This is a genomic window from Ectopseudomonas khazarica, assembly GCF_004521985.1.
GTDB lineage: Bacteria > Pseudomonadota > Gammaproteobacteria > Pseudomonadales > Pseudomonadaceae > Aquipseudomonas > Aquipseudomonas khazarica.
Genome location: NZ_SBHZ01000025.1, coordinates 46,634 through 61,053, shown reverse-complemented (window position 1 = coordinate 61,053; position 14,420 = coordinate 46,634). Strand labels below are relative to the sequence as shown.

The 14,420-nt window shown below is 65.2% G+C and carries 10 protein-coding genes; 6 read left to right on the top strand and 4 right to left on the bottom strand.

What is annotated here, in order from left to right:
• The coding region (locus tag EPK82_RS23415; protein ID WP_134678205.1) for a type I secretion C-terminal target domain-containing protein at positions 1-3,749 on the top strand (3,749 nt) is incomplete at its 5' end.
• 69 nt (positions 3,750-3,818) lie between these two features.
• A complete protein-coding gene (locus EPK82_RS23410) occupies positions 3,819-4,160 on the top strand; it encodes a hypothetical protein (RefSeq protein WP_037054237.1) in 342 nt (113 codons plus the stop codon).
• A 58-nt stretch (positions 4,161-4,218) separates the two neighbouring features.
• Here EPK82_RS23410 and lapD read toward each other — a convergent pair whose 3' ends face one another.
• The 4 genes from lapD to EPK82_RS23390 all read right to left on the bottom strand — a co-directional run bounded on the left by lapD (position 4,219) and on the right by EPK82_RS23390 (position 7,949).
• Positions 4,219-6,165: a cyclic di-GMP receptor LapD gene (gene lapD, locus EPK82_RS23405; protein WP_134678204.1), complete on the bottom strand. Its 1,947-nt coding sequence runs from the start codon at positions 6,163-6,165 to the stop codon at positions 4,219-4,221.
• 10 nt (positions 6,166-6,175) lie between these two features.
• Positions 6,176-6,856 (bottom strand): cysteine protease LapG, encoded by a 681-nt coding sequence (lapG, locus tag EPK82_RS23400; protein ID WP_134678203.1) that lies wholly within the window; start codon positions 6,854-6,856, stop codon positions 6,176-6,178.
• Positions 6,857-6,928: 72 nt separating this feature from the next.
• Positions 6,929-7,327, bottom strand: a complete 399-nt coding sequence (locus EPK82_RS23395; RefSeq protein ID WP_037054230.1) for a YbaN family protein — start codon at positions 7,325-7,327, stop codon at positions 6,929-6,931.
• Positions 7,328-7,364: 37 nt separating this feature from the next.
• Positions 7,365-7,949 (bottom strand): UPF0149 family protein, encoded by a 585-nt coding sequence (locus EPK82_RS23390; RefSeq protein WP_037054229.1) that lies wholly within the window; start codon positions 7,947-7,949, stop codon positions 7,365-7,367.
• 167 nt (positions 7,950-8,116) lie between these two features.
• Between EPK82_RS23390 and recQ the strand changes: the two genes are divergently transcribed.
• From recQ to EPK82_RS23370, 4 genes are all read left to right on the top strand, one after another.
• Positions 8,117-10,249 (top strand): DNA helicase RecQ, encoded by a 2,133-nt coding sequence (gene recQ / locus EPK82_RS23385; protein ID WP_134678202.1) that lies wholly within the window; start codon positions 8,117-8,119, stop codon positions 10,247-10,249.
• A 74-nt stretch (positions 10,250-10,323) separates the two neighbouring features.
• A complete protein-coding gene (locus EPK82_RS23380) occupies positions 10,324-11,484 on the top strand; it encodes a GGDEF domain-containing protein (RefSeq protein ID WP_134678201.1) in 1,161 nt (386 codons plus the stop codon).
• 116 nt (positions 11,485-11,600) lie between these two features.
• Positions 11,601-12,032: a MarR family transcriptional regulator gene (locus tag EPK82_RS23375; protein ID WP_037054223.1), complete on the top strand. Its 432-nt coding sequence runs from the start codon at positions 11,601-11,603 to the stop codon at positions 12,030-12,032.
• A gap of 274 nt (positions 12,033-12,306) precedes the next feature.
• Complete coding sequence (locus tag EPK82_RS23370) at positions 12,307-14,403, top strand: FimV/HubP family polar landmark protein (RefSeq protein WP_455708955.1); 2,097 nt, start codon at positions 12,307-12,309, stop codon at positions 14,401-14,403.
• Positions 14,404-14,420: the final 17 nt, after the last annotated feature.

Sequence of the window (14,420 nt, the reverse complement as noted above, 5' to 3'; positions counted from 1 at the left end):
ACGTGGTCTTCCGCCTGGAAATCATCGACACGCTCGATGGTCCGCAACTGCAGACCACCCTGTACGAAGCGATCCGCCATGACGGCACCACCACCACGTTCGACGAAGCACTGAACCTGCTGCTCGGTGACGACGGTGCCAGCCTGGGCCTGACCTACGAAGTGGTACGCACCGATGGCGACGGCGACCAGGTCACCGCCTCGGAAACCCTGGTACTGGCTGACGAACAAGGCTCGATCCTGACCTTCGACGACGACGGCCCGACCGTGACTCCGCCCGAATGCGCCGAAGTCGAGGAGGTCAACGGCTATGTCACGCAAGGCGTCATCGAAGCCGACTACGGCAGTGATGGCGGTGGCTTCGACCTCTCCGCCAATGGCGGGCCGACCGCGGATGGCCTGTTCTATACCGTGGTCAAGCTGAACGGCGTGACGACGCTGACCGCAACGGTGGGTGACGCCAGCGGTGAGACGTTCTTCATCCTCACCGTGTATGACGACCCCGATGCGCTCGGCAACGGGAACAACTACCAGCTGGAGATCGTCAATTCGCGTCCGGTCACCACCGCCGACTTCAACCTGACGGGTATCTCTGCGGGGCAGCCGCAGCCGTCCTTCTACGTGGAAAGTGGCGAGGGCCTTGCGGTCACCCTGACGGGTAACGGCCTGGTCAATCCGTCCACACAGGGGGTCGGTGTCGGTGGCAACAACCTCATCGACGTCGGCGAAGAGCTGCACATGACCTTCAGCACCACCGTCTACTCGGCGGAGGTGGATGTGCAGAAGCTGTCCTCCGGTGACGAGCTGTTCTGGCAGGCCTATGACAGCAACGACGTCCTGGTGGCGGCGGGTACCTACACCGGCCAGGGCTCCGAGAGCTCGCTGTTCAGCTTCAACCTGGCCGATTCCGACTTCACCACCGGTTCGGCAGCGTCGCTGTTGAATGGCTTCATCAAGCTGACCTTCGGCTCCAATGACGGTGACTATCGGATTCAGGAAATCACCCTGGAGCAGACATTCCTGCCTCCAGACCTCGACCTGTCCTTCCAGATCGATGTCGTCGACGGCGACAACGATACGGTGAGCACGCAGCTCGACGTCTGCTTCGTCGATGACACGCCGACTGGCGGCTACGCGTTCGACCTGGTCGACGAGGAAGGGCTGTCCGGCGGCATCATCGGTGGCGTCGAGGACGATGCCGGGGCTGCCACCACGGTGACCGGCAGTCTGGGCTACGACTACGGTGGCGATGGCTTCGGCAGCTTCACCTGGCTGACGGACGACCTGCCGAGCATCACCTCGGGTGGTCAGACGGTCGAGTACGTGGTCAGTGGCAACGGCCAGGTGCTGACCGCGCAGATCGAAGGCAGCGGACAGCCGGTGTTCACCGTGACGCTCACCAATCCGGCAACGGGTGGCTTCCAGTTCCAGCTGTTCGAGCCTCTGGACCATCCGGCCCCAGGCTCCGGGAGCGTGGAGAACAACCTGAACTTCGAGTTCGACTACCAGATGGTCGACGGCAATGGTTCACCGGCCGAGGGTGTGCTGGAAATCTCCGTGGATGACGACTCTCCACTGGCCCAGAACCTCAGCCAGAGCCGCGAGGCGTCCGGCGACGTCAACACCAACCTGCTGGTGGTGCTGGACGTTTCCGGCAGCATGAACAGCTCGGCTGACTTCGGCGGTCTGTCGCGCCTGGAGGCTGCCAAGCTGGCGGTGCTCGAACTGCTGGAGCAGTACGAGGCGATGGGTGACGTGAAGGTGAGGTTGGTGACATTCGCCAGCGGCGCGGCTGCCTACGGCACCACCTGGATGACGGTGGATGCGGCCAAGGCGGCGGTGATCGGCTTCCCGGAATCCTCCAACAGTGCGACGACCAACTACGATGCCGCGTTGGACACGGCGATGAGTGCCTGGCAGTCGGCTGGCAAGCTGACGCTCACCGACAACCCGGGCGAGCCGCTGCAGAACGTCTCGTACTTCCTGTCGGACGGGGTGCCGAACCAGCCGGATGGCAGCGCGGGTATCAACCCCGCCGAGGAGGCCGAATGGATCGACTTCCTCAATGCCCAGCAGATCCAGTCCTACGCCCTGGGCATGGGACCGGCGGCAGAGGTCAATGACAACCCGCCCGGCAACTACAGCAACAACGATCAGCTCGATCCGATTGCCTACGATGGCACTTCAGGGAGCAACACCAACGCCATCGCGGTGAACGACTTCGCCGATCTGGAAGATGTTCTGGTCCAGACCGCGCAAGCGACACCGATCAGCGGCAATCTGACCGACGGCGTCAATGGCTTCGGTGCCGATGGCGGGCGGGTCAAGTCGGTGGTGGTCAATGGCGTGACCTACACCTTCAATGTCGGTGTCAACCCGACCATCACCGGTTCGGACGGCAGCGTGGTCAATGGCATGACCCTGAATCTGGTCCTGGCCGCCGGGGCGATGCTCTCGGTGAACATGGCGACGGGCGAGTACAGCTATGTGTCTGCCGCCAACGTGGGTAGCGGCACCACCCAGCAGGTCGGCTTCATCCTGATCGACAACGATGGCGACCAGAGCGGCCTGGCGAACCTGACCATCACGGTCGATCCGGCGGACGGCCCGATGGTGGCGCGCGATGACTATGTGATCGCACGCAGCAGCAGCTTCGACATCCCGGACTGGGCCCTGCTGGCCAATGACGGTGGGCCCAACAGCTCGATCCAGGCGATCACCAGCATCGTCTCGACTGCAGGCCTGACGGCAGTCCACGGCAGTTCCTCGGTCGCGGTGTCGTCGGCCAGCGATGGTGAGTCCTTCGTCTACCAGAGCCAGGCCGGAGGCCAGACTGCACAGGCCAAGGTGACGATCCTCGATGTCGACACCAGCGGTTCGCTGGACGGTGATTTCCTCGACGAGATACTCATCGATGGCGACAGCGGCAGGACTCTCAACGGCTACAGCGGTGACGACATCCTGATCGGCAATGGCGGCAATGACACGCTCAATGGCGGTGACGGTAACGACATCCTGGTAGGCGGTACGGGCAGCGACACGCTCAACGGTGGCGATGGCAATGACACGGCCAGCTATATCGATGCCACCAGTGGGGTGAACATCACACTGAGCAACTTCGGCAACGCCAATGGCGGTAGCGTGAGTGGCTGGGCCTCGGGTGATCAGTTGAGCAGTATCGAGAACCTGATCGGTTCGAACTTCAACGACACTCTCGTTGGCGGCAACCAGGACAACGTGCTCGGCGGCCTGTTGGGCAACGACACGCTGTACGGTGGCGGCGGTAACGATGTGCTGATCGGCGGTCGCGGCAACGACACCATGAGCGGTGGGTCGTTGGTCAACAGCAGTGGCCAGGACTCCTTCGTCTGGCTCAACGGCGACACGGGTATCGATACGGTGCTCAACTTCGTGCGCAACTTCAACGCGGGGGGCGACGGTGATCGCCTGGATCTCTCCGACCTGCTGGTCGGAGAGAGTGGCTCCGCCGGCGATATCGGCAACCTGCTCGACTACCTGCAGATCACCTCCAGTGAGCTGCCCGGCCAGGGGACTTCGGCCTGGGATACGACGATCAAGATCAGTGCCATGGGCACGGGCGACTTCAGCAGCCCGGATCAGACCATCGTGTTGCAGGACGTCAACCTGCTGGGTGACAGCGGCGTGGGTGGATACGGTGCCGGGGGGGATACCGGTAGCGTGATCCTGGCCATGCTCAATGACGGTACTTTAAATGTAGATACGGTCTGACCTTCACTTATATGATCGACCCGCTACCTTTTCAGGTAGCGGGTTTTTTTTGGCCGGGAGAGAGCAGGCATGGTCTATGTACAGCGTGACGCCGCCGGGCGTTTGCTGCGAGTCGAATACGAACCCTTCGAGGGCATGACGGAAAACCTGGCAGTCGAAAGCGAGGAACTGCACAACTGGCTGGCCGCCAAGGAGGAGGTCAAGGCCCGCCTGGATAGCCTGAAACAATCCGACCTGGAGCTGGTGCGGGTACTCGAGGACGTCGTCAGCGTGCTGGTGGAGCGCGGCGTCATTCGCTACACGGACCTGCCTGAAGCGGCGCGCCAGAAGCTCGACCAGCGTGCCATCGCCCGTGCCGAGATCGAAGGTCTCAGCGGCCTGCTCGGCGACGACGAGCACCATCTGGTCTGATTCCCGGCCCCGCAGCGCACGAGGGCCATGCCGCTGCGTCTGACCGGGGCGCCGGTCTCTAGCGATCGCTCCAGGGGGTGGGCGCACCGATCAGTCGGCCCATGGCCCCGTGGATGCCAAGTTCCGCCAGCACCGCGAGCTCTCCCTGCGTTTCCACCATCTCGGCGATCAATGGCAGGTCGATGCTGTTGGTCGCGCGATAGATGGCTTCGATGAACAGCCGCTTGTCGCTTTCCTGATCGATGGCCCGGATGTAGGTGCCGTCGATCTTCAGGTAGGCCAGGCCCAGGTGCGTCAGGTTGCCGATCAGGCTGAAACGACCACCGAAGTGCTGCAGCCCCAGGTTGAAGCCAAGCCCCCGAATGCTCTGGCTCAGGGCCTCCAGCTCGGCAGGCGGCGGCAGATAGTGTTCGTCGATCTCCAGCGTCATCAGGTGCGCCAGCTCGGCATGACGGGCGAGGACTTCCAGCAGGCGGGCCTTGTCCGTGGCGTTGCGCAACGTGGCCGCAGACAGGCTCAGGGCCAGCGGCCTGGGATGTCGCGCCAGGTGCTGCAGGCTGTGTTCGAGCATCGCCAGGTCGAAGCGCGCTGACCAGCCCAGGCGCTCGATCCAGGGCAGGAAGCGGCCGGCAGTGATCGCCTCGCCCTGCGCATCGAGCAGACGCGCCAGTACCTTGTACTGCATCACCGTGCCGCCGTGGCATTCGGCTACCGGCTGGAAATACAGCTGCAGCTTGCCCTGGTTCAGCGCGTCGTCGATCCAGCCGCGCCAGTCGTGCAGGCCCTGGTTGCTCTGCGCCGTGAAGTCGTCCAGGCGTGCCCAGCATCTGTCCGTGTGGCTCTGCGCCTGGGCCAGGGCCTGATCGGCGCGGCCGAGGACCGCAGTGGCCTGCTCGCCGGGGCGAAAGGCGGCGATGCCCAGGTGCGCGACTGGCTCGCAGTCACTGGCACCGGTCTGCTTCAGGCTGTGCAGCGCGTCGCTGATCTCGTTCGCCAGGTGGTCCGCATCGTCGCCGCTCAGGCCCGGGGCGAGCAGGGTGAATTCGCCGCCACGGTTGCGCGACGCCAGCCACTTGCTGCGCCCCGGGGCGCTCAACAGGTTGCGCAGTTGTTCGCCCAGCGCCTCGATCAGGGCGTCGGTGCGTTGTCCGCCCAGGCGCTGGTTGAGGCCGGCGAGATCGTTGACGCGCAGCAGCAGCAGGTAGCCCTCGGCATTCTGTTCGCTCTGCACCAGCTGATTGTTCAGGCGGATATCGAACTGGCGGCGGTTGGCCAGTCCGGTGAGGCTGTCCTGGTAGGCCTCGGCGCGCAGCTTCTCGCTGCGTGCGGCTTCCTCGGCGAACAGCGTCTTCAGCTTGTCGACCATCTGGTTCATCGCCAGTACCACGCGCTTGAGCTCCGGCGTGCGTGGTACCCGCGGCAGGGTGAGGAACTCCCGACGGGTGATGGCCTGTGCCTGACGCACCATGTTGTCCAGCGGACGCAGCTGCGTGCGCAGCAGCCAGCCGCCGAGGATGGCACTGACCAGGCCGCAGAGCAGCAGCCAGAGCAGGCTGCCGATGGCACTGTCCCAGAGCCTGGCCAGGGCGAACTGCGGATGACTGAGCACCTCGACCCGCGCGGCCTGCTCCCAGCCGCGCATGATCAGCGCATCGCCACCCTCGGGTTGCAGGTTCACCAGATCGATGAACCAGCCCGGAACGTTCTCCGGCCGGGCGTCGTTGCTGCGTTCGACCACCACCTTGCCGTCGGCGATGTCGACCACGCGGATGCTGGCGAAATAACCGCTGTCGAAGATCGAACTGACCATCAGTTCGAGCATCGCCGGGTCGTCGACATGCGGTGCCATCGACAGCCCCAGGGCGGTGGCGGCGTCCTGGGCGTGCGAGCGCAGCTGGCTGAGCAGTTGCTCGCGCGAGGTCTCGACGCTGGCCACGAAGCTGCCGGTGAAGGCCACCACGAGGAACAGGCAGATGGCCAGGAACAGTTGCTTGAGTAGAGACATGTCTTTCCTCCTAGCCTTCGCCCACGGCGAAGCCCTCGGCACGCATTTTTTTCAGGACGTCCTGCCAGCGCGAGAGCTTCTTCGAGTCGCTCTTGCGGGCGTTCGAACCCGGCAGGTAGAGCCCTTCGGCGTTGAAGGCGTACACCGGGAGCAGGTCCTTGCGCTGAGACGCGGGACGGATATCGTTGATCAGGTTGTCGAGCACCAGCGGCTCGGCCGTCGGGCTGGCGTAGTAGGTCAGCACCATGTGCGCCTGGTTGTAGTTCAGGGCCTTGACGTAGGTGATGCGCAGCTTCTCGCTGGGAATGCCGAGTCGGCGCAGGGTGAAGTACTTGGCCAGGGAGTAGTCCTCGCAGTCTCCGGCACCCTTGACCAGCGCCTCGACCGGCGTGGCCCAGTAGTCGTTCTCGCGCCACAGCTTGATGTCGTCGACGAAGCGGAACTTGCGGTTGAAGAAGCGATTGACCTCGTTGAGCTTGTCGGCCTCGGTCAGCGCCGCGCTGCTCTTGAGCAACGCCTCCCAGTCGAGAATGCGTTCGCGCGCCGGTCCGAGGTTGCCGTAGCGGCTCTCGGCATTCTTGAGAATCAGCGCGAAATCCCAGTCCGCCAGCGACAGGCCGGCCAGCAACCCGCCGCCGATCGAGAGGATCAGCAGCCGCCACCGCCATCCCTGAACGCGTAGCCGTCGCATGGGGTCGGGTCTCTGGGTCTGATCGAGGAAGTCTAGGCGATGGGCTGGCAATCTGCCGGCCGCAAGACGCCGTCAGCGGGTGCGCAGGGTTTTCTGCTTGAGGATGTACAGGCTGACCAGTACGGCGCTGGTCAGCATGAAGGCGCGCGCCCAGGGCAGCGGCACCAGGTAGCAGGAGAGGGCGATGCTCGCCCACATCAGCAGCAGGGCATAGACCTTGCCCTTGAGCGGGATGCCCTGGCCTTCGAGGTAATCGCGAATCCAGGGCCCGAGGTGCCGATGGGTGACCAGCCAGATGTAGAAGCGTCGCGAGCTGCGCACGAAGCAGGCCGCGGCCAGGAGCAGGAACGGGGTGGTGGGCAGCACCGGCAGGAAGATGCCAATGACGCCCAGGGCCACGCTCAGCCAGCCGATGCCCAGCAACAGGTAACGGACGCTGCGATGGCGACTGGGCTGGATATCACGTGGCATGGGCGGAAACAGCCGGGTTGACCCCGGCCGTGGCCAATCAGTGGCGGGGCTTGAGCAGCGCCGGCTTTTCTTCCGGTGCCTGGCACAGCAGGAACAGGGCGGTGAGCAATTCCGGGATCTGGTCGATCATGCTGTCGACCAGGTCGCGGTCACGGGCGATCTCGGCGAATTCCTGCTGCTCGTCGAACAGTCCGGAGCCGACCATGATCGGCAGCAGCAGCTCGCTGACTTCGTCTTCGGCGTCCTCGAACCATACGGCTTCGCGCAGGAACACACCTTCCATGAAACCGATGCACCAGCCGCGCAGGTCGGAGTCGTCCGGCTCGTCGCCCAGGTCCAGGTCGCAAGGCAGCTCGGGTTCTTCCTCGCCAGCCAGCTGACGGGCGATATGCGCCTTGAGGTGAACCAGGGTGCTTTCGATCTCTTCGCGCTCGGCGTCGCTGCGGTAGTGCGGCGGCTCGGCGAACAGGGCGTCGATCCACTCGCGCTCGGGCACCTGGTCCGGGCAGATCGACAGGGCGGTGAGGTAGCCATGGGCGGCCACGTAGTCCAGCGCTTCTTCGTGCAGCTCGTCGGCATCGAGGAAGGCTTGCAGGCGGGACAGTTGCTCAGCGAAGGACATCGTGGGGCTACCTTGAAGGATTAAACGAGGCTGGATTCTAGTCTACACGGGGCCTTGCGGCCATAGCGGCAAGTCCGAGGGGGCAGAAAAAGAACGGCTTCGGACGGGGTGAGGAACCGTCACCGGCAAGAGTGCGGCATAATAGCCGGCTTCATTCGGAGGCCTTCATGCTCGACCACGCCCAGCGCATTCTCAAAGACGTTTTCGGCTACGACGCCTTTCGCGGCAATCAATCCGCGATCATCGAGCGCGTGGCCGGTGGCGGCGATGCCCTGGTGCTGATGCCCACGGGCGGCGGCAAGTCGCTGTGCTATCAGGTTCCCGCGCTGATGCGCGACGGCCTGGCCGTGGTGGTATCACCGTTGATCGCGCTGATGGACGACCAGGTCGCGACGCTGGATGAGCTGGGTGTGGCGGCCGTGGCGCTGAACTCCACGCTGAGCCCCGATGAGCAGCGCGAAATCGCCGATCGCATTCGCCGTGGCCAGATCAAGATGCTCTACCTGGCTCCGGAACGCCTGGTGCAGGCGCGGATGCTGAATTTCCTGCAGGGCCTCGACATCGCCCTGTTCGCCATCGACGAGGCGCACTGCGTGTCGCAGTGGGGGCATGATTTCCGCCCGGAGTACCTGCAGCTCGGCCAGCTCGCCGAACTGTTCCCGGCGGTGCCGCGCATCGCCCTGACCGCCACGGCGGACAAGCGTACCCGCGAGGAGATCGTCCAGCGCCTGCACCTGGAGCATGCCGAGCGCTTTCTCTCCAGCTTCGACCGGCCCAACATCTTCTATCGCATCCAGCCCAAGGATCAGCCACGCAAGCAGTTGCTGGGCTTTCTGGCGGCGCGCAAGGGCGATGCCGGCATCGTCTACTGCCTGTCGCGCAAGAAGGTCGAGGAGGTCGCCGATTTCCTCAGCAGTCAGGGCTTCCCGGCGCTGCCTTATCACGCGGGCTTGCCCAACGAGCTGCGGGCCTACCACCAGAAGCGCTTCCTCAATGAAGAAGGCCTGATCATGGTGGCCACCATCGCCTTCGGCATGGGCATCGACAAACCCAACGTGCGTTTCGTCTGCCACCTGGATCTGCCCAAGTCGCTGGAGGCCTATTACCAGGAAACCGGTCGTGCCGGGCGTGACGGCCTGCCTGCCGATGCCTGGATGGCCTACGGTCTGCAGGATGTGATCTTCCTCAAGCAGATGCTCAACAACTCCGAGGGCGACGAGCGCCACAAGCGCATCGAGCAGCACAAGCTCGACGCCATGCTGGCCCTCTGCGAGGAAACCCGCTGCCGGCGCCAGGCGCTGCTGGCCTATTTCGACGAGGTGCTGGAACAGCCCTGCGGGCATTGCGACAACTGCATCGACGGCGTCGAAACCTGGGACGCCACCGAGCCGGCGCGGCAGGCGCTGTCGGCCGTCTATCGCAGCGGCCAGCGCTACGGCGTCGGCCACCTGGTGGACATCCTGCTGGGGCGTGACAACGAGAAGATCCGCGCTTCCGGTCATCAGCACCTGGCGGTGTTCGGCGTGGGCAAGGGCTTCTCCGAGGTCGAGTGGCGCACCCTGTTCCGCCAGCTGGTCGCGCGTGGCCTGGCCGATGTCGACCTCGAGGGCTTCGGTGGTCTGCGCCTGGACGAGAGCTGCCGGCCGCTGCTGCGAGGCGAGGTTACCCTGCAACTGCGTCGCGAACCCAAGCCGGCGCAGGCGGTCAAGGCCTCCAGCAGTGCGGCCAGCCAGCTGGTGCAGGGGCACGAGCGGGAGATGTGGGAGGCCCTGCGCAGCCTGCGCCGCAAGCTGGCCGAGGAGCACAGCGTGCCGCCCTATGTGATCTTCCCCGACGCCACTCTGCTGGAGATGCTGCGCAGCCAGCCGGGTTCGCTGAGCGAGATGGCCGAAGTCAGCGGCGTGGGCGCGCGCAAGCTGGAGCGTTATGGTCAGGCCTTCCTCGAAGTGCTGGCTGGCAACGCCCAGGACGAGGCACCGGCGCCGGTCGCGGACCTGCGTCACGAGCTGGTCAGCCTGGCACGCGCCGGCATGACCCCGGCGCAGATCGCCGGCCAGCTCAATTGCAGCGAGAAGAATGTCTACAGCCTGCTCGCCGAAGCCATCGCGCAGCAGCAACTGAGTCTGGAGCAGGCGCTGGACCTGCCGGAAGAGCTGCTGGGCGAGATCCAGGAGAGTTTCCTCGACGGTGAGGGCGAATTGCCGGCGGTCAGTGAGATCGCGCCGCTGTTCGCCGGGCGGGTCGACGAGGCGGTGCTGTACTGCGTGCGCGCGGCCCTGCAGGCCGAGTTCGAACTCTAGCGCTTGGCTGTTTCTGGCGGCATCACGATGACGCGGCTAAGGTGTGGAGCAGGCCGCCTGACGACGAGGTAGCAGTGCCCAACTTTCACGCCTGGCTCGATGAAGTCCGCCCGAGCCCCTACGCAGACCAGCTGAGCCTGGGGTTTCGTGGTCTGCGCTTCGCGCGCGCGCTGGAGCGTGAATACCGCGCCCACCTGCTCGACGACAGCTTCGAACTCAAGCGTTTCGCGCTGAGTGTCGCCATGGTCATCTGGCTGGCACTGGCGGTGCTGGACCTGCTGGTGGTGCCCGCGTCGCACCTCGCCTGGGTGCTCGGCGTGAGGTTCGTGGTGCTGGTCATCCTGCTGGTCTGTGCCGCGCTGATCCTGCAGCGTCGCCACACCCATCTGCTGCTGCCGTTGAGCATGGCGTGCATCCTCACCCTGGGCGTGGGGGCCGCGCTGATCGTCGGTATCGTTCATCAGGTCGATCCCGGCTATCCCTACGAGGGACTGCTGCTGGTGAGCATGGCTGCCTATTTCTTGGTGGGATTGCGCCTGAGCGAGGCGCTCGCCTGTTCGCTGGTCGTGCTGACAGCCTACGTGGTGGCGGAACTGCTCGCCGGCTTGCCGGCGGCGAGGCTGATCAACAATGTGCTGTTCCTCGCGTTCGGCAATCTCACCGGCGCCGTCGGTTGCTACCTGCTGGAATACAAATCGCGCGAGCACTTTCTGGTCAGTCGCCTGATGCGTCTGCTCGCCTATCACGACAGCCTGACCGGCCTGCATAACCGGCGCAGCTTCAACCGCCAGTTCGAGCGCCTGTGGCGCCAGGCGCAACGTGACGGCAAGCCGCTGGCTCTGCTGCTGTGCGACATCGACCATTTCAAGGCCTACAACGACTGCTACGGCCACCAGGCCGGCGATGCGGCCCTGCAACGCGTGGGCATGCTCATCGAGCAGGCGGCACGGCGCCCGCTGGACATGGGCGTGCGCCTGGGTGGCGAGGAGTTCGCCTTGCTGCTGTTCGACATCGCTGCCGACGAGGCCCGGCAGCGTGCCGAGGCCCTGCGCCAGTCGCTGGAAGCGGCGGCCATCGCCCATCGCGGCTCCGACAGCGCCGAGGTGCTGACCATGTCCATCGGCGTCGCGTGCCTGACTCCGGGCGTCCAGGCCGAACTGGAGCAACTCTACGAGCAGGCGGACCGTGCGCTCTACGAGGCCAAGGCGTTCGGGCGCAATCAGGTCGCAGCCTGAGGCGGCGACCGTCTTATTCTGCAACGGAGCGGCGAAATCCGTGCTTGCTCTGCGCCTCGGGTTATGGCTAGCTGGCTAATAATTAGTTTTTTACCTTTGTATGAGTTCGCTTGCCCATGTCTTACCCCGATCAACATCGCTTTGCCATGCAAGTCGCCCAACTGTCACGCGCGTGGCGCTCGGAACTGGACCGCCGCCTGGTCGGCCTGGGACTGTCCCAGGCCCGCTGGCTGGTGCTGCTGCACCTGGCCCGCTTCACTGAGATGCCCACCCAGCGCGAGCTCGCGCAGAGCGTGGGCGTGGAGGGGCCAACCCTGGCGCGCCTGCTCGACAGCCTGGAAAGTCAGGAACTGGTGACCCGCGTGGCGGTACCCGAGGACCGCCGCGCCAAGAAGATCGCGCTGCAACCCAAGGCGCAGCCGCTGATCGAGAAGATCGAAGCGATTTCCACCCAACTGCGCCATGAGGTCTTCGCCGGTATCGACGAAGACGACCTGCGGCGCTGCCAGCAGGTCCACGCGCGGGTGCTGGCCAACCTGGTGAAATGAGACCTGGTTGGCATTTTCATGCCCGCTCGGTCAAGCGCTTTTTGTGCCTTACTTTTGACTGAAGTTGGTTGATGGCACTGTGCTTTCGTCGGCAAACTGACGCCCAATCCGCTACTTTGTGAATTAGTAGCCATAATGCAATTCAGGACGGTCTGGACAGGGACTCTGTTGATCGTCCTTTGCGTTTTTCGAGGGCGCCAGCCTCCCGGCCAAGGGAAGCCCGGACAGGAAGTCGAGGAGGCGGCGTTCGAGCCTGGATAACCCTGGAGGTCACATGGCTCGGGTGCGTCAGTTGATGTTGGGTTTGGCGTCGGGTTCCGCTCTCTATTCGGGAATGGCACCGGCGCTTGGGTTGGGTGATATCACGCTGCATTCGGCGTTGAATCAGCCGTTGGAGGCCGAGATCGAGTTGCTCGAGGTCGGCGACCTGGGTGCGCAGGACGTACGCGTCGGCCTGGCGCCTGCCGAGGTATTCAGTCGCTCGGGTGTCGAGCGCCTGTACTTTCTCAACGACCTGCGCTTCACACCGCTGTTGCGCGGTTCGCGCAGCGTGATCCGGGTGGTGTCCAGTCGCCCGGTCCGTGAACCCTATCTGAACTTCATCGTCGAGGTGGCACGGCCCAACGGCCAGTTGCTGCGTGAATACACCGTGCTGCTCGACCCGCCGGGTTCCTCCGCCTATTCCTCGGTGGCAGCCTCCACTGCGGCGCCCGTTGCCCAGGCGCCTCGCCAGGCCGCACCGGCATCGTCGATACGTAGCGTGACGCCGCCGGCTGCCGTGGCGGGGCATCGTCATCAGGTGGTGCGCGGCGACAGCCTGTGGTCGATCGCGGCGCGTCTGCGCGAGGAGGGCAGCGGGCTGTCTCAGCAGGCGCTGATGGAAGGCATTCTTGCCCTCAATCCGGGAGCCTTCATCGGCGGCGACCCAGGCCTGCTGCAGGCCGGTGCCGATTTGCTGCTGCCCGATGCCGCGCGCGCCGCTGCGGCCAGCGCGCCGACCGCGCCCGTGGCGGAGCAAGCACCGGAGCCCGTTGCCGAGAGCAGCCTCAGTGCCGAGGGGCCGGTGAGTGCGCCGCTGACCGCGCTGGAGCCGACGCCGGAGCAGGCGGACAGCCTGCAACTGCTGGCCGAGAAACAGCGCCAGGTCGATCTGGAACTGGCCAGCCAGGCCGCCGAGAACCTGCAACTGCAGCAGGGCCTGGCCGAGTTGCAGCTGCAGGTTCAGCAACTGCAGGACCAGCTGGCGGCGAAAGACGCGCAACTGGCCGAGCTCGCCGCCGAGCGCACGCCGCAAGCGCCTGTCGTGCAACCCGCAGCCGAGGTGCCGGCCGAGCCGCAGGCACCGGCGACGGAAACCGGTGGCTGGTTCTCCACGCTGCTCGCCGGTGGCGCAGGTCTGTTGCTGCTGCTCGGTGCGCTGTTCTGGGCCGCACGGCGTCGCGAGAAGGCCTCGCCGGTGGTGCAGGTTGCCGCCAAGGCGCAGCCTGTGACTCGCCCCAGGGTCGTCGAGGCGGTGCCTGTCGCCGCCGTGGCGCCGGCCGCCAGGGTAACGCCGGCCCCGCTCGTGCAGCGCCCGCAGGCACCGACCGATCCGCTGGAGGCGGCCAACGTCTACATCGCCTATGGCCGCCTCAGCGAGGCGCGCGGCGAGTTGAACAAGGCGCTGTTGCAGGAGCCGCAACGCAGCGACCTGCGCTTCCGCCTGCTGGAAGTCCTGGCGCAGCAGGGCGATGGCCAGGCCTTCGCCCGCGAAGAAGCGGTTCTGCGCGCCGAGGGCTTCGACGAGGCGCGTCTGGACGCCCTGCAAGCCAGGCATCCCAACCTGCGGACGGCGCAGCCCGAGCCGAGCGAGCCTGTCGTTCAGACAGCGGCGCCAGCACCGGACGAGCCGCTCACCGAGCCCGACTTTCAGCTCAACCTCGATGATCTGTCCCTGGATGCCGACTGGGACCTGGTCAGCCCGTTCTCGACCACCGTCCAGGCCAAGCCCAAGGCGGCCGCCGAGCCTGAGCTCGACGCGTCGTTCTCCAGCAACCTGCAGGAGCTGCCGGAGGTCTTCGAGCTGCCGCACGAGGATGAGCAACTGAGCGCGTTTGGCGAGATGGAGATGGTCCTGCTCGACGACGAGGAACAGCTGGACGACAACTTCCTCGATGCGTTCGCCGGCGATGCCGATGCCACCGCCGCGCTGCAGGGGGATTTCGACCACCTGGCCGGCAACCCCGCGCACATGGCCAAGCTCAATCAGGCCCTGGCGTACATCAAGCAGGGCGATGTCGCCACCGCGTGTGACATCCTCAACGAGGTGATCGATCAGGGCGATGACGAGCAGAAGCGGGCCGCTCGCCAGTTGCTGGCGGAAATCGCCTGAGCCCGTTCACCGTGCTG